Origin of the sequence: Bacillus sp. SIMBA_026 (genome assembly GCF_046535335.1) — a bacterium.
GTDB lineage: Bacteria > Bacillota > Bacilli > Bacillales > Bacillaceae > Bacillus > Bacillus velezensis.
The window spans coordinates 1,340,082-1,356,518 of sequence record NZ_JAWRWX010000001.1 but is presented as its reverse complement, the minus strand read 5'-3'; the positions used below and the strand labels follow the sequence as shown (position 1 = coordinate 1,356,518).

Sequence of the window (16,437 nt, the reverse complement as noted above, 5' to 3'; positions counted from 1 at the left end):
TTCTGATAAACTATAATGCCGGGTGAAGCATCTTATTTGCGGGCAGGCCCTGTCTGAATTATGATAAGAATAACCCGAATAAAAACCCTTTTCATTGGTTGATGAGGTATAGGAAAAGAAAGGACCGGTCTGATTTGAATACATTGATTCAAGAAGCCATAAAATTAGTTGAAGCAGGTGAAACCGAAAAGGGACTCAAAGCGCTTTCAAAAGCTGAAACAGAGCTTCATGACGAAGACAAAGCCATTGCAGCCCAGCTCTACTATGAATGGGGAAACGCCGAAAAAGCGTTAGCGCTGATCAGTGATCTGCATGACCTTTATCCGGATGAGTCTGAGCTGACGAATTTTTACGCCGAATTGTTAATAGATATTGATGAAGAAGAAAAAGCTCTTGAGGTGCTGGAGACAATTTCTCCGGAAGACCCGTCTTACGCGGAAAGCCTTCTTTTAATGGCTGATCTGTATCAGATGCAGGGCTTATTTGAAGTAAGTGAGCAAAAGCTGTTACAGGCGAAAGCGATGTTACAAGATGAACCTGTTATTGATTTCGCTCTGGGGGAATTATACTTCACTCAGGGATCATACGCAAAAGCCGTTCCTTACTATGAAGAGACGGCAAAAGAACGGCACGAAATCGGCGGCGTAAATGTTCATCAGAGGCTGGCTGAGTCATTGAGCGCGGCGGGTGAATTTGAGGAAGCGATTTCATGGTATGAAAAAGCGGCGGCAGAACATACAGAACCGAATACGATATTCGGGTACGGGTTCACAGCCTATCAGGCGGGAATGGTCAAAACAGCCATCAAGCAGCTGTCTGATTTAAAAGGGCTTGATCCTTCCTATTCATCGCTTTATATGCCGCTTGCAAAAAGCTACGAGGCAGAAGGCATGTATGAAGATGCATTAAAAACCGCTAAAGAAGGTATTACTTACGATGAATACAATAAAGAGCTTTTTCTCTATGCGGCGAAAATGGCGTTAAAGCTCGGCAACGCAGAAGAAGGCAAAAAGCTTCTTCAGGAAGCGCTGGCGCTCGATCCGGGTTACGTGGAAGCGCTCCATACGCTTTTAGCCGTCTATCATAAAGAAGAAAGCTTTGAAGAGATTATTGATCTGATTCAGGAAGTCCGCGGCTACGGAGAAGAAGATCCGAAATACAATTGGTATTTGGCGGGTGCCTATACAGGCCTTGAGCAATACGCTGAAGCGAAAAAAAGCTTCGAAGCTGCGTATCTCCATTATCAGGATGATCGGGATTTCTTATATGAATACGCTCACTTCTTATTGGAAGAGGGTCTCCAGAAAGAAGCGCTGCCGCTTTTAAAACAAGTGCTTTCAATGGATGGAACAAACGAAGAGCTTGAAGAAACAATCTTACGGATAGAGGATGAATTTTTAAGATAAGCAGGATTTTGGACCATGCTTGCTGAATGTATAAGTGATGTCAGATTATACGATCGATAGAGGAGGGAATTACATGCAGACCCCTGTTTCTGTCAATGAAAAAAAGGATTTTATCCGTTGGTTTTTAAATCATTATCAGCTTAAACGCCGGGAGTGCGTCTGGATTTTAAATTATTTAATGAGTCATGATTCATTAATGGAAAAAGTCCATTTTGTAGAACAAGCCGAATTTTGCCCGAGAGGCATTATCATGTCTACTCATTGCGTTGATGAGGTGCCGTTTAGGTTTTACAAAGAAAATGTCATGACCACGGACGCGGAAAAATCTTTTCACGACATCCGGTTAAATAAACAGCAGGATTTATTTATCCAGCTGAATTTCCGTTCGGCCTACAGCTCACCGGAATATGCCGCTGTTCTTGAATCAAATCCGCATCTGCCGAAAGACCTGTTTGAAAATAAACAGGATCAGGGGATGGCCGAAAAAATATTAGAACATGCCATTTCCACTTTCCAGCGGGAAAAGCTGCTTAAAGATATCGACGAGGCGCTGGACCGCCACGACAAAGAAACATTTGAAAAGCTTTCCCGCCAATTGAATCAGCTCACATAAATGACAGCCTTGCAGAATATGCAAGGCTTGTTGCGTAAAGAGGAGGAACGAGACATGAGATGGAGGGCCGCTGATGCCGATGCCTATTTACAATCTGCGGATTACATTGATACCGCTGTCATTCCGTTAATTTCCATAATGTCTTCAGGAGGCTTAAAAGAGGCCGTTGAACAGGGGGAAAGCACCCAATTGCTTTCTGAAGAGCTTGAGCGCCAATTGAAGGGACGGGTATATTTATTCCCCTCTTATACATATGTTGATATAGACCAATCACAAATCGCCCTGCTTCAAAAACTCAAAGAAGAGGTGATGACCAACTTTCGGCACGCCTTGTTCCTGACGGCAGACGAAAAATGGAAGGATTCTGAAATAGGGTCTGATGTCATATACATACCTGCCGTTCCGTTTGAACATATGAAAGACTCTTTAAAGAGAAAAATAGCGGATGACAAGTGCGGAGAAATTTTGAACGTTTTGTTACAGAAGTGGAACAATTCTTAAAAACTCCATACATCCCGCAAAACACCCGTTTTGCCTCTGTTGACCTTGCTGAAAGATTCATATATTATGAGGGTGTCAAATCTCTGAATTATTTTCTATTTTAGTTAATTTTTGGTCAATCTTTAGGGGGGGAAGAGATGGGCGGAAAACAAGATATATCAAGAAGACAATTTTTAAACTATGCGCTCACCGGCGTGGGGGGATTTATGGCCGCCAGTGCGCTTATGCCCATGGTCCGTTTTGCGCTGGACCCGGTATTAAAACCGACGGGAGATCAAAAAATGGTGCAGGTTGTCAGTGTGGATGAGCTGACGAAGGAGCCGAAGCGGTTTGACTTTAAAATTCATCAAGTCGACGCCTGGTACGAATCGGAAGAATCCAGGTCAGCCTGGGTTTACAAGCATGGGGATGAAATTATAGCGCTTTCTCCGATCTGTAAACATTTGGGCTGCACCGTAAACTGGAACAATGATCCTAAAAATCCGAACAAGTTCTTTTGTCCCTGCCATTACGGGCTGTATGAAAAAGACGGCACGAACGTTCCGGGCACGCCGCCGCTCGCGCCTCTTGACCGTTATGAGCAAAAAGTAAAGGACGGCTTTTTGTATCTTGGAAAAGCAAAGCCTAGGGGGGAAGGGTGACATGCTGAATAAAATTTATGACTGGGTGGATGAACGTCTCGATATTACGCCGATGTGGCGGGATATCGCCGACCATGAAGTGCCGGAACATGTAAATCCCGCTCACCATTTCTCGGCTTTTGTCTATTGTTTCGGCGGTTTGACGTTTTTTGTAACCGTTATCCAAGTGCTGTCCGGGATGTTTTTAACGATGTATTATGTGCCGGATATAAAAAACGCGTGGGAATCTGTGTATTATTTGCAGAATGAAGTCGCTTTCGGGCAGATTGTAAGGGGTATGCACCATTGGGGCGCAAGTTTAGTCATTGTGATGATGTTTTTACATACGCTGCGGGTTTTCTTTCAGGGAGCTTATAAAAAGCCTCGGGAATTGAACTGGATCGTCGGTGTTCTGATCTTTTTTGTGATGCTCGGTCTCGGTTTTACAGGGTATCTGCTTCCATGGGATATGAAGGCGCTGTTTGCGACAAAGGTAGGTCTTCAGATTGCGGAGGCGACGCCATTGATCGGAGCGCAGGTGAAAACTCTTCTTGCCGGCCACCACGATATTGTCGGCGCACAAACGCTGACGAGATTTTTTGCGATTCACGTATTTTTTCTCCCTGCCGCTTTGTTTGCGCTCATGGGCGCCCACTTTGTCATGATCCGCAAGCAGGGAATTTCAGGACCGCTTTAATACAAATCTGATATAAAAGGGAGGGGATGACATGCACCGGGGGAAAGGAATGAAGTTTGTAGGAGATTCAAGGATACCGGCTGAAAAAAAACCGAATATACCGAAAGACTATTCAGAGTATCCTGGAAAGACAGAGGCGTTTTGGCCGAACTTCCTGCTGAAAGAATGGATGGTCGGGGCCGTTTTCCTCGTCGGATTTCTCGTTTTAACGATTGTGCACGAGCCGCCTTTGGAACGGGTGGCGGACCCGACGGATACAGGGTATATTCCGCTGCCGGATTGGTATTTTCTATTTTTATACCAGCTATTAAAATATGAATATGCCGCAGGGAGCTACACCGTTATCGGCGCGATGATTATACCGGGTCTTGCCTTCGGGTCGCTGCTTTTGGCTCCGTTTCTCGACAGGGGGTCTGAAAGAAGGCCGTGGAAGCGTCCGGTTGCGGTCGGGATGATGCTTTTGGCGCTTTGCGCTACGGTCTTTTTAACGTGGCAGTCAGTCGCGACGCATGACTGGGCGAAGGCGGAGGAGCAAGGGAAAATCAAAAAAGAAGCCGCCATTGATACTGAATCAGACGGTTATAAGGTATTTAAAGAACAAGGATGTATATCCTGTCACGGGGATAATCTTCAAGGCGGAAGCGCCGGTCCGTCCCTGGTCGATAACGGGCTGAGCCCGGAAGAAATTAAAAAAATTGCCGTCAAAGGGAAAGGGCAGATGCCAGCCGGTATTTTTAAAGGAAATGACAAACAGCTTGATCAGCTGGCGAAGTTCATTTCTGAAACGACAGCGAAATAACGTATTGTGAAGTAGACAATAGCAGGATATACTTTTATGAAAAGAGCTGACCGGATGTCAGCTTTTTTTGCATGATACATACTTTTTACGGACTGAGAGTTGATGGTATGAGGTGGATTTCTTATCTTTTAGGGTTGCGCGGCATGCTTCTGCTTGTTCTTGCCGTTAATTTTATCGGTACGGTGTACGGCTATTATTGGTATGTGCCTCAGCTTGCGGACACGCCGTTCCGATTTCTGATATTTGTGCCTGACAGCCCGACGGCGACGTTTTTCTTCCTGTTCGTGCTTCTGGCATTTCTCATGGGAAGAAACGCGCCGCTGTTTGAAGCGCTGGCTCTTGTAACCCTTGTAAAATACGGGCTGTGGGCGGTCGGAATGAATGTCTTTGTGCTGGTCAAAATGGGGCAGATGCCTTGGGAAGGGTACATGCTGATTGCTTCACATTTTGCCATGGCCGTTCAAGGCGTTTTATACAGCCCGTATTTTCGGTTCCGGTTATGGCATCTTGCCGTTGCCTCTGTTTGGACGCTTCATAATGATGTCATTGATTATCTTTTCGGCATGATGCCCCGCTACTCAATGCTCAATGACTATATGCAAGTAATCGGCTATGCTACATTCTGGCTGAGCATATTTTCACTCGGCTTTGCATACTATTTGGTGATTTCCAAAAGACGGATAAAGCTTGACTTACACTGATAGAATCTTGGTCTAACCTTGTCCCGCTCCTCATATTCTGTAAAGAGAAGGAGTGGGAGGGACCTCTATGAAACGAAAGCTGACGATCTGTCTTTTACTTGCTCTTATGTGTTTCATCACAACTGCCAAAGCTGAAGATGAGGGCGGTCTCAAGGAACTGAACGACCTTTCGGATACCGTTTTCCAAATGACGCGGCATTCGCAGTATGATGAGGCTCTGCAAGTGCTTGGCTACTTTAAGAAAAAAATGACACACGTAAACTCACTGAGCGGCGCCGAAGTCAGGCAGGTGACTCTGGGTTTCAATGATTTAGTGCGCGTTCTGAAACAGGCAGACGCCTCAGATACCGAAAAAATCCGGGCTGCCGCCCAGTTCAGGTTGGTAATGGATGCGATGGAAGATCACTCCGATCCGCTGTGGGGTTCGCTTGAAAGACCGATTATGGCGACATTCAGCGCTTTAAAAGAAGATGTCAGCGGAAACGGAAGTGAAAATTTCAATGAAAAGTGGAATGAATTTATATCATTATATGATTTAATTTATCCCAGCCTGACAATGGATGTGTCGGCCGGCCAGCTTGATACGGTGGCGAAACATATCGAGGTGATTGAGCAGGACGGGTTTCAGCAGATGACAAAAGGAACAAAGCTTGAGCGTCTGACGCTCCTGCAGCAGGATTTAAAGCGGGTTTTTGACAAGGTGGAGCGGGATGACGCTGACCCTTCGCTGCTCTGGGTCATTCTGACAACAGGCGGTATCATTATTACTGCGCTGACATATGTCGGCTACCGAAAATACAGAGCGGAAAAAAAGAAAGAGAAAAAGCGTGAGTATCCTAAGTCTAAATAAACACAAATTGCTGTAAAGGAGCTAAGTCAGTGAAAAAACTCATCCAGCAATTGGCTTCAAAACACCTCCCGCAGCCGATCAGAGGCAGAAAAGGGGCGACTGACGAAGGACCGCGAAACCTCGCGCGTGACTTTCAGAATCCTGACATGCTCGTTCCGCCCTCAACGGATGCAGGAACGGTTCAAAACTTGAAATTCTCATTTTCTGATACGCATATGAGGCTTGAAGACGGCGGATGGTCCAGAGAGGTGACGGTCAGGGAACTGCCGGTATCCAAAAACATCGCGGCGGTGAACATGAGACTGAAACCGGGAGCTGTGCGGGAGCTTCATTGGCATAAAGAAGCCGAATGGGGATATGTGATTAACGGAGAAGTCCGTTTAACTGCAGTTGATCAAAATGGGCGGAATTTTATTGATAACGTAAGTGAAGGGGACCTGTGGTATTTTCCTTCCGGCATTCCTCATTCCATTCAAGGGATGGAACGGGGCAGTGAGTTTTTGCTTGTCTTTGATGACGGCTCTTTTTCAGAAAACAGCACCTTTTCAGTAACGGACTGGTTTGCCCATACCCCGCGCAGCGTGCTGGAGGCGAACTTCGGTGTTCCCGGATATGACTTGGCCTACATTCACAAGAAAGAGCGTTACATGTTTCAGCTGGAACCGCCTCCCCCGATTGAACAGTCAGCAGTTTCTTCCCCGGAAGGCACCGTTTTGGAGCCGTTCAGCTACAAGCTTTCCCGGCAGGAGCCTCTTGTTACCAGCGGGGGAAGAGTAAAGATTGTCGATTCAAAAACGTTTAAGGTGTCAAAAACGATTGCCGCAGCTCTTGTGGAAGTCGAACCCGGAGGCATGAGAGAATTGCATTGGCATCCGAATACGGATGAGTGGCAGTATTATCTTTCAGGAGAAGCGAAAATGACGGTGTTTGCGGCGGAAGGAAGAGCGCGGACATTTAACTATCAAGCGGGTGACGTAGGATATGTTCCTTTTGCAATGGGACATTATGTTCAGAATACCGGTGACACCGTGCTTCGCTTTCTGGAAATCTTCAAAAGCGACCGTTTCGAAGACGTCTCTTTAAACCAATGGCTGGCACTGACGCCGCAGCGCTTCGTCGAGCAGACGCTCAATGTCAGTCCGGCATTCGCCCGCCGATTGAAAAAGAAAAAATCACCGGTTGTCAAATGGAAACACGAACAGTAAAGGCGGCAAAAGCCGCCTTTTTATTATCGTCTGATCGGATTTTTATTTTCGTCAAGCGTAAATCCTTCGCCGAGCACATCATGGACGTCGCTTACTGCAACAAAGGCGTGCGGGTCAACGGAAGTGATGACGCTTTTCAAAAGCACAATTTCGTTTTTCGGAACGACGCAGTAAAGAACGTCCCTGTCTTCTTTTGTATATGATCCCTGTCCTTTTAAAACGGTGACGCCGCGCTCCATCTCTTCAATTATTTTTTGCTGGATCAAATCGTTTTTCGAAGAAATAATCGTTGCCCCTTTTGCGGCATAGCCGCCTTCCTGGATAAAATCAATCAATCTCGCAGCGACAAAAACGGCTACAAGCGTGTACATCGCTTCCTTGTAAGAAAGATACGTAAACAAAGAAAGCAGAATGACACAGGCGTCAAAGGCAAACATCGTCCGGCCCATCGGGATTCCGAAAAATTTGTTGATCAGCCTGGCGATGATATCGACCCCGCCCGTCGTGCCGCCGTATTTAAAAATAATGCCGAGACCCGCGCCGATAAATACACCGGCGAATAAGGCGGCCAGCGCTAAATCATGGGACAGCGGCATATGAATTTCGTAGCGCTGAAAAACACTCAGAAAAACAGAAAGAGAGACGGTGCCGATCAGGGTATAGACAAACATCGTCCGGCCGAGCATACGCCAGCCGATGAAAAAGATAGGAATGTTTAATACCAGGTTGGAAATAGAAGGGCTGATGTGGAATAACGCATATAAAAGCAGCGTAATGCCGGTAAATCCGCCTTCCGCCAAATTGTTCTGCATATTAAAGTGAACCAGTCCGAATGAAAAAACAGCGGCGCCGATTAAAATAAAGCAAATGTTTTTGATTCTGATTTCTCCAAGCATTGCATCAAACCCCTTTTCCTTCCATAAGATTGCGTAAATATTATAGTGGATACAAAAGAAAACAGCAAACTGCCGTTTTTAACATTTGTCAAATGTACTTGAATTAGCTAACATGGAAGAGATGACAGGAGGTATTCGCACAGTGAGTGACAAAACGATGAAAGACTTACAAGCTGAGGTCGATGAATATATCGGCCAATTCAAAGAAGGCTATTTCAGCCCGCTTGCCATGATGGCCCGTCTCACGGAAGAACTGGGCGAACTTGCAAGAGAAGTCAACCATTATTATGGGGAAAAGCCGAAGAAAACGACGGAAAATGAGAAAAGCATGGAAGAGGAAATGGGCGATGTGCTGTTCGTCCTGATCTGCCTCGCCAACTCCCTTGATATTTCATTGGAGGAAGCTCATAACCGCGTCATGCATAAATTTAATACACGTGATAAAGACCGCTGGACTAGAAAAGAAGAAGGAAAGTAGGAGAAACCATGTCAAATGAAACCATTAAAGTCGTCATTGCCGGACCGAGAGGCAGAATGGGCCAGGAGGCCGTAAAACTTGCCGTCCGCACGCCTCATTTTGAGCTTGTCGGCGCCATTGACCATACATACGATCAGCAAACATTGCGGGAAGTGATGTCAGCTGATTCAGACGCTCTTATTTATACGGATATCCGCGCATGTTTCCAACAAACAAAACCGGATGTGCTGATCGATTTGACAACGCCTGAAATCGGCAAAAAACATACGAAAGCCGCTCTTGAACACGGCGTCCGCCCCGTTGTGGGAACGACCGGATTTTCTGAAGCCGATTTAGAGGAACTTCAAGCCTTGACTGAAGAGAAAGGAATCGGCGCCATCATCGCTCCGAACTTTGCATTGGGCGCGGTGCTGATGATGAAGTTCTCACAAATGGCCGCCAACTATTTTGAAGATGTAGAAATCATTGAGCTTCATCATGATCAAAAGCTGGATGCCCCGAGCGGAACGGCGCTGAAAACAGCGGAAATGATCTCAAGCGTCCGTACAGAAAAGCAGCAGGGCCATCCTGATGAAAAAGAAATTCTGCCGGGCGCCCGCGGTGCTGAATTAAACGGCATCCGCCTTCACAGCGTGCGTCTTCCGGGTCTTATCGCCCACCAGGAAGTCATGTTCGGCATGGACGGCCAGACGCTGAAACTGCGCCATGACTCCTATAACCGGGCTTCCTTTATGTCAGGAGTGAAGCTGTCAGTGGAGCAAGTGATGAAAATCGACCAGCTTGTATACGGACTCGAAAATATTATCGACTGAATCGGCAAGGGGGAGAACATCAAATGAAAATCGCTTTGATTGCTCACGATAAAAAAAAGCAGGATATGGTTCAGTTTACGACCGCATATAAAGATATACTGAGCCATCATGAGTTATACGCGACAGGTACGACAGGCCTGAAAATCCAGGAAGCGACCGGATTGTCCGTTGAACGTTTTCAATCCGGCCCGCTCGGCGGAGATCAGCAAATCGGCGCATTGATTGCAGCAAATGCCCTGGATCTCGTCATTTTTCTGCGCGATCCATTAACTGCGCAGCCTCACGAACCGGATGTCTCGGCGCTGATCCGGCTGTGTGACGTATACGCGATCCCGCTTGCCACAAATATGGGAACAGCGGAAATCCTCGTCCGGACACTGGACGGCGGGGCATTTGATTTCCGCAATCTTGTGCGCGGAGGAGAGCCGAATGTCTGAACACGTTGATATTCTGGCGTTCGGCGCCCATAGTGATGATGTCGAGATCGGTATGGGCGGCACGATCGCAAAATTTACGGCTCAAGGAAAAACCGCGGTGATATGCGATTTGACCGAGGCCGAACTATCATCCAACGGAACGGTAGGGATAAGAAAAGAAGAAGCGGCAGAGGCGGCACGAATTCTCGGCGTAAAAGAGAGAATCCAGCTTACGCTTCCCGACCGCGGGCTTTTGAAAAGTGAGGACGGCATCCGCCGGATTGTCAGTGTCATCAGAGCCTGCCGGCCGAAAACCGTTTTCATGCCTTATCCGAAAGACCGCCATCCTGACCACGGCAATGCGGCGGCTTTGGTCGAAGAGGCGGTGTTCTCGGCGGGAATTCATAAATACAGAGATCATCAGGAACTGCCGGCTCATAAGGCTCAGCGCGTATACTATTATATGATCAACGGGTTTCACCGTCCGGACTTTGTAATCGACATAACGGAAACCATCGATCTGAAAAAAGAAAGTCTGCACGCCTATCAAAGCCAGTTTATTCCTACGGCGCAGTCAGTGAACACACCGCTGACCAACGGTTATATCGAAATGGTGGAAGCGCGGGAAAGACTGTATGGCAAAGAAGCCGGGACGGGGTATGCTGAAGGCTTCTTTTCAAAACAGCTTCCCGTTTTGAATGATGATGTTTTTGGGGGCGGACAATGAGACCATTAAAAATAGGGATTACATGCTACCCGAGTGTCGGAGGCTCGGGTATTATTGCGACGGAACTCGGCAAGCTGCTTGCGGAAAAAGGGCACCAGGTTCATTTCATCACATCAAGCATCCCGTTCAGATTAAATACATATCATCCGAATATTCATTTTCATGAGGTGGAAGTCAACCAATACGCGGTATTTAAATATCCGCCTTATGACCTTACGCTGGCGAGCAAAATCGCCGAGGTTGCCGCAAGGGAAAATCTTGATATCATCCACGCGCATTATGCGCTGCCGCATGCGGTATGCGCTTATCTTGCCAAGCAGATGCTCAAGCGCGACATCGGCATCGTGACGACGCTTCACGGTACGGACATCACCGTTTTAGGATATGATCCGTCATTAAAAGATTTAATCCGTTTTGCCATCGAAGCGTCCGACAGAGTGACGGCGGTATCAACCGCGCTTGCCGGAGAAACATATGACTTAATCAAGCCGGATAAAAAAATTGAGACCATCTACAACTTTATTGATGAACGTGTTTATCTTAAGAAAAATACAGAGAGTATAAAAGAGAAACATGGCATTTTGCCGGATGAAAAAGTCGTCATCCATGTCTCGAACTTCAGAAAAGTAAAACGTGTTAAAGATGTCATCCGCGTTTTCCGTAATATCGCAGCCAAAACAAAGGCGAAGCTCCTGCTTGTCGGCGACGGGCCGGAAAAGTGCGTCGCTTGGCAGCTTGTCGAAAAATACGGACTGCAGGATCAAGTGCTGCTCCTCGGAAATCAGGACAGGGTGGAAGAGCTGTATTCCATCAGCGACCTTAAGCTTCTTCTGTCTGAAAAAGAAAGTTTCGGACTCGTCCTCCTTGAGGCGATGGCCTGCGGCGTGCCGTGCATCGGAACAAATATCGGCGGAATCCCGGAAGTGATTAAAGATCAAGTAAGCGGTTTTCTGGTGGAAGTCGGCGATATTCAGGCGGCATCTGAAAAAGCGCTTGCCGTTTTAGAAGATAAACAGCTCAGCAAACGATTGACTGATCATGCGCTGAAAATGGCGGAGACCGCCTTTTCTTCGCAAAGAATCGTCAGTCAGTATGAACGGATTTATGACGAATTGGCAGGACCGGAGTGATCTTATGGAACAGGAATTTGTCAAAGCCCTCCCCATCCTTCATCATCTGATGAAGGCGGGCCATCAGGCGTACTTTGTCGGGGGAGCCGTCAGAGACAGCTATATGAAACGAAAAATAGGTGATGTGGACATCGCAACCAGCGCTTCGCCGAATGAGGTGGAGCGTCTCTTTAAGCGGACTGTCGATGTAGGAAAAGAGCACGGCACCGTCATCGTCCTGTGGGAAGATGAAACCTATGAAGTCACCACTTTTCGTGCCGAATCAGAATATAAGGATTACCGGCGCCCTGAAGCTGTGCGGTTCATTACTTCTTTATCAGAAGACTTAAAGCGGAGAGACTTAACGATTAATGCGATGGCGATGTCTGCCGAAGGAGAGCTGCTTGATTATTTCGGAGGCGCACATGATATCGGACAAAAGCTGATCCGTACGGTGGGTAACCCTGAAGACCGCTTTCGGGAAGACGCTCTGCGGATGATGAGAGCCGTCCGCTTTATGAGTCAGCTCGGCTTTCTGTTAGAAAAAGAAACAAGAGAGGCCATCATGAAAGACAGGGAGCTTTTGGCACATGTATCAGTAGAACGAAAGACCGTCGAGTTTGAAAAGCTGCTGCAGGGCGTTTCCTCACAAGAAGCGATTCAAACGATGGTGCAAACAGGTCTGATACAAGAGCTGCCCGGTCTTTCCGGTTATGAGCAGCAAATGCTTGAAGCAAGCGGCTTTCCGTTTTCTTCTTTAGATGCACGCGAAGAACGCTGGGCAGCGCTGTTATTGCTTCTCGGTCTTTGCCCGAAAAGCGCCGAGGCGTTTTTAAAACAATGGAAACTGCCGGGAAAAGTCATAAAAAAAGCGGTGCAAATCATAAGCGTTTATCCGGTGCAGCTGGAAGCGGAAGCGATGTACCGGGCGGGAGAGGCGCTGTTTTCAGCCGTTAAAATCGGGATGCTGAAAAAGCATAAGACGATTGATGAACAAAAGCTGAAAGAGGTTCAGAGCCTGTATGAGCAGCTGCCGATCAAAAGCCTTCGAGACCTCGACATTTCAGGCGCTGATCTGATGGAGCTCAGAAACCGCCGCGCGGGTAAATGGGTGGCCGAAGAACTTCGCCGGATCGAAGAAGCGGTATTGGCAGGGAAGCTCCCTAACCGAAAACATGACATAAAGGAGTGGCTCGGATCATGGGATCAACATTAAGAACCCGATTAATTGATTTATTTTCTGAGGCGGGTGACGGCTTTATCTCCGGGCAGAAAATAAGTGACGCGCTCGGCTGCTCGAGAACCGCCGTTTGGAAACATATAGAGGAGCTCCGCAAAGAGGGCTATGAGGTTGAGGCGGTCAGACGAAAAGGGTACAGGCTCATTAAAAAACCGGGGAAACTCAGTGAATCCGAAATCCGTTTCGGGCTGAAAACAGAGGTTTTGGGCAAACAGCTTCATTACCGGGACGTCCTGCCGTCCACCCAAAAAACCGCTCATGAACTTGCCAATGACGGCGCGCCGGAAGGAACGCTCGTAGTCGCCGATAAACAAACGGCTGGCAGAGGAAGAATGGCCAGAGTATGGCATTCACAGGAGGGAAACGGGATTTGGATGAGCCTCATTCTGAGACCCGACGTTCCTTTGCAAAAAACGCCGCAGCTCACCCTGTTATCTGCCGTTGCGGTCGTACAGGCCATCGAGGCTTTTACAGGTGTACAGCCCGCCATTAAATGGCCGAATGATTTAATGATTCACGGCAAAAAAGCCGTCGGGATTTTAACTGAGCTGCAGGCGGAAGAAGACCGTGTCCGTTCGGTTATTCTCGGGATCGGCATCAACGTGAACCAGCAGGAAACCGATTTTCCCGGCGAGCTTCAGGACATTGCGACGAGCCTCAGGATGGAAGCCGGCGAAAAAATTGACAGAGCGGGTCTGATACAAGAGATTCTGCTGACTTTTGAAAAACGCTATCAGGATTATTTGAACCACGGCTTTACACCGATCAAGCTGTTATGGGAAAGCTATGCGGTCGGACTGGGGAACGAGCTCAGAGCGAGAACGCTGCAAGGGACGTTTTACGGGAAATCGCTCGGCATTGATGATGAGGGAGTTCTTCTCTTGGAAACGAAAGACGGCATAAAGAAGATCTATTCTGCCGATATTGAGCTCAATTAATCTTAGTTGGTACAAGCCTCTTGAATTTGGTATACTTCCTATGGGCAGTATCATAATGAACTGCACCTGATCAGCAGAACAGAGATTACGAAAAGTCTGCCTTGATCCAAAAAAGGACTGGGACAGAGGGATGACATTCGCCGAACGTTAAACAAGTGGGGATCCTTCTTATTTTACAGAAGGCTTTTTTGCTTGCGAAGAATTGGCGGCTCATCTCCTCACCGTTTAGAGGAGGAGAAACAGAATGAAAACAAAACTGGATTTCATGAAAATGAAGGAAAACGGAGAGCCGATCGTGATGCTGACCGCTTACGATTATCCGCAGGCAAAGCTTGCGGAACAGGCGGGAGTCGACATGATTTTAGTCGGGGATTCGCTCGGAATGGTCGTGCTCGGACTCGATTCAACAGTCGGCGTAACGGTCAGTGACATGATTCACCATACAAAAGCGGTAAAACGCGGTGCGAAAAATACGTTTATCGTAACTGACATGCCGTTTATGTCTTACCACCTTTCAAAAGAGGATACATTGAAAAACGCCGCGGCCATTATTCAGGAAAGCGGCGCGGACGCGTTAAAGCTGGAAGGCGGAGACGGCGTTTTCGAATCCATCCGCGCGCTGACTCTCGGCGGAATTCCTGTCGTCAGCCATTTAGGCCTCACACCGCAGTCTGTCGGCGTATTAGGCGGATATAAAGTGCAGGGGAAAGATGAGCAAAGTGCGAAAAAGCTCATTGAAGACAGCATCAAATGCGAACAGGCGGGAGCAATGATGCTCGTGCTTGAATGCGTGCCTGCTGAACTGACTGCTAAAATAAAAGAAGAAGTATCCATTCCCGTCATCGGAATCGGAGCCGGTTCAAAAGCGGACGGCCAAGTCCTTGTCTATCATGACGTCGTCGGCCACGGCGTGGACAGAACACCGAAGTTCGTGAAGCAATACGCCAAAATCGACGGCACGATTGAGTCGGCCCTCAGCGATTACGTCCGTGATGTGAAAGAACGGGTTTTCCCGGAAGAAAAGCATTCCTTTCAGATAAACCAAACTGTGCTGCAAGGCTTGTACGGAGGAAAGTAAGCGATGAAACAACTGACAGAAACTCAACAGCTGAAAGAATTGATTGCACAATACCGCTCAGAAGGCCGGACGATCGGATTCGTCCCGACAATGGGTTTTCTTCATGAAGGACATCTGACGCTGGTTGAAAAAGCAAGCAAAGAAAACGATATTGTTGTGATGAGCATCTTTGTCAATCCGACTCAATTCGGACCGGGCGAGGATTACGAGGCATATCCGCGAGATTTAAAGCGCGATGCCCGGCTTGCAGAACAGGCGGGGGCAGATGTTTTGTTTACGCCGTCTCCAAGTGATATGTATAAAGGCGAGCAAAATGTTGCCGTGCAAGTGAAAAGGAGAACTGACGTGTTGTGCGGCGCCTCCCGCGTCGGCCATTTTGACGGAGTGGCCACTGTGCTGACGAAGTTTTTCAATCTCGTTAAACCGACCCGCGCCTACTTCGGCCTGAAAGATGCCCAGCAGGCAGCGGTTGTGGACGGATTGATTGAGGATTTCTTTATGGATATCGAATTGGTTGCAGTGGACACGGTCAGAGAAGAAGACGGACTTGCCAAAAGCTCTCGCAACGTCTATCTGACTGAGCAGGAACGCAAAGAAGCGCCGATGATCTATAAAGCATTGCAGCAAGGTGCCGAACTGATCAGAGACGGTGAAAGAAATCCGGAAACCATTATAAAAACCGTCACCGATATCATCGAAAACACAAGCGGCGTCATTGATTATGCCGAACTGTACGCTTATCCGGAGCTGACTCCGCTTAAAACATTAAACGGCAAGGTCATTCTGGCCTGCGCCGTCCAATTTTCTAAAGCCAGACTGATTGATAATATCATTATTGATATTGATGAATGGGAGAGATCATAATATGTACCGCACTATGATGGCCGGAAAACTGCACCGCGCTACCGTGACGGAAGCCAATTTAAACTATGTCGGCAGCATTACGATTGATGAAGATCTTTTAGATGCCGTCGGAATGCTCGCTAATGAAAAAGTTCAGATTGTGAATAATAACAACGGAGCGAGACTTGAAACGTATATTATTCCCGGTAAGCGGGGGAGCGGCGTCATCTGTTTAAACGGAGCAGCCGCCCGTCTCGTCCAAGAAGGAGATAAAGTCATTATTATTTCTTATCAAGTGATGTCTGATCAGGAAGCAAAAAGCCATCAGCCGAAGGTGGCTGTTCTGGATGATCAGAATAAAATCGAGCAGATGCTGGGCCAGGAGCCGGCACACACGATTTTGTAAAAGAGCCCCCTTCATGGGGGTTTTCTTTTAAGATTTAGGGGCAAAAGCTGTTTTTCCGCTCCATTTCTCAACAAAACGTGTTACACTTTTCTCGTATGCAAG

Annotated in this window: 20 protein-coding genes; 19 read left to right on the top strand and 1 reads right to left on the bottom strand. The window is 47.5% G+C overall.

Annotated elements, in window-relative coordinates; translation table 11 throughout:
- Positions 1–134: 134 nt before the first annotated feature.
- From SB847_RS06490 to SB847_RS06450, 9 genes are all read left to right on the top strand, one after another.
- Positions 135–1,406 (top strand): tetratricopeptide repeat protein, encoded by a 1,272-nt coding sequence (locus SB847_RS06490; protein WP_082998672.1) that lies wholly within the window; start codon positions 135–137, stop codon positions 1,404–1,406.
- 73 nt (positions 1,407–1,479) lie between these two features.
- Positions 1,480–2,019, top strand: coding sequence for a ReoY family proteolytic degradation factor (locus SB847_RS06485; RefSeq protein WP_003153482.1), 540 nt, complete (start codon positions 1,480–1,482; stop codon positions 2,017–2,019).
- A 54-nt stretch (positions 2,020–2,073) separates the two neighbouring features.
- Positions 2,074–2,520 (top strand): YpiF family protein, encoded by a 447-nt coding sequence (locus SB847_RS06480; RefSeq protein ID WP_038458968.1) that lies wholly within the window; start codon positions 2,074–2,076, stop codon positions 2,518–2,520.
- A 137-nt stretch (positions 2,521–2,657) separates the two neighbouring features.
- Positions 2,658–3,161 (top strand): Rieske (2Fe-2S) protein, encoded by a 504-nt coding sequence (locus SB847_RS06475; RefSeq protein WP_003153484.1) that lies wholly within the window; start codon positions 2,658–2,660, stop codon positions 3,159–3,161.
- A gap of 1 nt (position 3,162) precedes the next feature.
- A complete protein-coding gene (gene qcrB, locus SB847_RS06470) occupies positions 3,163–3,837 on the top strand; it encodes a menaquinol-cytochrome c reductase cytochrome b subunit (protein WP_003153485.1) in 675 nt (224 codons plus the stop codon).
- A gap of 31 nt (positions 3,838–3,868) precedes the next feature.
- On the top strand, positions 3,869–4,636 hold the full coding sequence (locus SB847_RS06465) for a menaquinol-cytochrome c reductase cytochrome b/c subunit (protein ID WP_007409471.1): 768 nt from the start codon (positions 3,869–3,871) through the stop codon (positions 4,634–4,636).
- A gap of 107 nt (positions 4,637–4,743) precedes the next feature.
- The gene (gene lhaT, locus SB847_RS06460; protein ID WP_410577477.1) at positions 4,744–5,337 is read left to right on the top strand and encodes a lipoprotein heptaprenylglyceryl N-acetyltransferase LhaT; all 594 of its coding nucleotides are present in this window, start codon (positions 4,744–4,746) and stop codon (positions 5,335–5,337) included.
- A gap of 67 nt (positions 5,338–5,404) precedes the next feature.
- A complete protein-coding gene (ypjB, locus tag SB847_RS06455; protein ID WP_007612217.1) occupies positions 5,405–6,187 on the top strand; it encodes a sporulation protein YpjB in 783 nt (260 codons plus the stop codon).
- A gap of 29 nt (positions 6,188–6,216) precedes the next feature.
- Complete coding sequence (locus tag SB847_RS06450; RefSeq protein WP_038458962.1) at positions 6,217–7,392, top strand: oxalate decarboxylase family bicupin; 1,176 nt, start codon at positions 6,217–6,219, stop codon at positions 7,390–7,392.
- Positions 7,393–7,415: 23 nt separating this feature from the next.
- Here SB847_RS06450 and SB847_RS06445 read toward each other — a convergent pair whose 3' ends face one another.
- Entirely contained in the window at positions 7,416–8,288 is an 873-nt protein-coding gene (locus tag SB847_RS06445; protein ID WP_003153493.1) for a YitT family protein, read from the bottom strand.
- A gap of 142 nt (positions 8,289–8,430) precedes the next feature.
- On the opposite strand from SB847_RS06445, the gene SB847_RS06440 reads away from it, so the two are divergent.
- From SB847_RS06440 to panD, 10 genes are all read left to right on the top strand, one after another.
- Positions 8,431–8,766, top strand: coding sequence for a nucleotide pyrophosphohydrolase (locus SB847_RS06440; protein ID WP_003153495.1), 336 nt, complete (start codon positions 8,431–8,433; stop codon positions 8,764–8,766).
- Positions 8,767–8,774: 8 nt separating this feature from the next.
- Entirely contained in the window at positions 8,775–9,578 is an 804-nt protein-coding gene (gene dapB, locus SB847_RS06435) for a 4-hydroxy-tetrahydrodipicolinate reductase (RefSeq protein WP_007612215.1), read from the top strand.
- Positions 9,579–9,601: 23 nt separating this feature from the next.
- Positions 9,602–10,015: a methylglyoxal synthase gene (gene mgsA, locus SB847_RS06430; protein WP_003153499.1), complete on the top strand. Its 414-nt coding sequence runs from the start codon at positions 9,602–9,604 to the stop codon at positions 10,013–10,015.
- On the top strand, positions 10,008–10,721 hold the full coding sequence (gene bshB1, locus SB847_RS06425) for a bacillithiol biosynthesis deacetylase BshB1 (protein ID WP_003153501.1): 714 nt from the start codon (positions 10,008–10,010) through the stop codon (positions 10,719–10,721). The genes mgsA and bshB1 overlap by 8 nt, the downstream gene beginning before the upstream one ends.
- On the top strand, positions 10,718–11,851 hold the full coding sequence (bshA, locus tag SB847_RS06420; protein WP_007612214.1) for an N-acetyl-alpha-D-glucosaminyl L-malate synthase BshA: 1,134 nt from the start codon (positions 10,718–10,720) through the stop codon (positions 11,849–11,851). Before bshB1 ends, bshA begins: the two co-directional genes overlap by 4 nt.
- Positions 11,852–11,855: 4 nt before the next feature.
- On the top strand, positions 11,856–13,046 hold the full coding sequence (locus tag SB847_RS06415) for a CCA tRNA nucleotidyltransferase (RefSeq protein WP_088461047.1): 1,191 nt from the start codon (positions 11,856–11,858) through the stop codon (positions 13,044–13,046).
- On the top strand, positions 13,031–14,008 hold the full coding sequence (locus tag SB847_RS06410) for a bifunctional biotin--[acetyl-CoA-carboxylase] synthetase/biotin operon repressor (RefSeq protein WP_032873269.1): 978 nt from the start codon (positions 13,031–13,033) through the stop codon (positions 14,006–14,008). Before SB847_RS06415 ends, SB847_RS06410 begins: the two co-directional genes overlap by 16 nt.
- Before the next feature lie 244 nt (positions 14,009–14,252).
- Positions 14,253–15,086 (top strand): 3-methyl-2-oxobutanoate hydroxymethyltransferase, encoded by an 834-nt coding sequence (gene panB / locus SB847_RS06405; protein ID WP_007409480.1) that lies wholly within the window; start codon positions 14,253–14,255, stop codon positions 15,084–15,086.
- A gap of 3 nt (positions 15,087–15,089) precedes the next feature.
- The gene (gene panC / locus SB847_RS06400) at positions 15,090–15,950 is read left to right on the top strand and encodes a pantoate--beta-alanine ligase (protein ID WP_045208029.1); all 861 of its coding nucleotides are present in this window, start codon (positions 15,090–15,092) and stop codon (positions 15,948–15,950) included.
- A gap of 1 nt (position 15,951) precedes the next feature.
- A complete protein-coding gene (panD, locus tag SB847_RS06395) occupies positions 15,952–16,335 on the top strand; it encodes an aspartate 1-decarboxylase (protein WP_216061700.1) in 384 nt (127 codons plus the stop codon).
- Positions 16,336–16,437 lie beyond the last annotated feature (102 nt).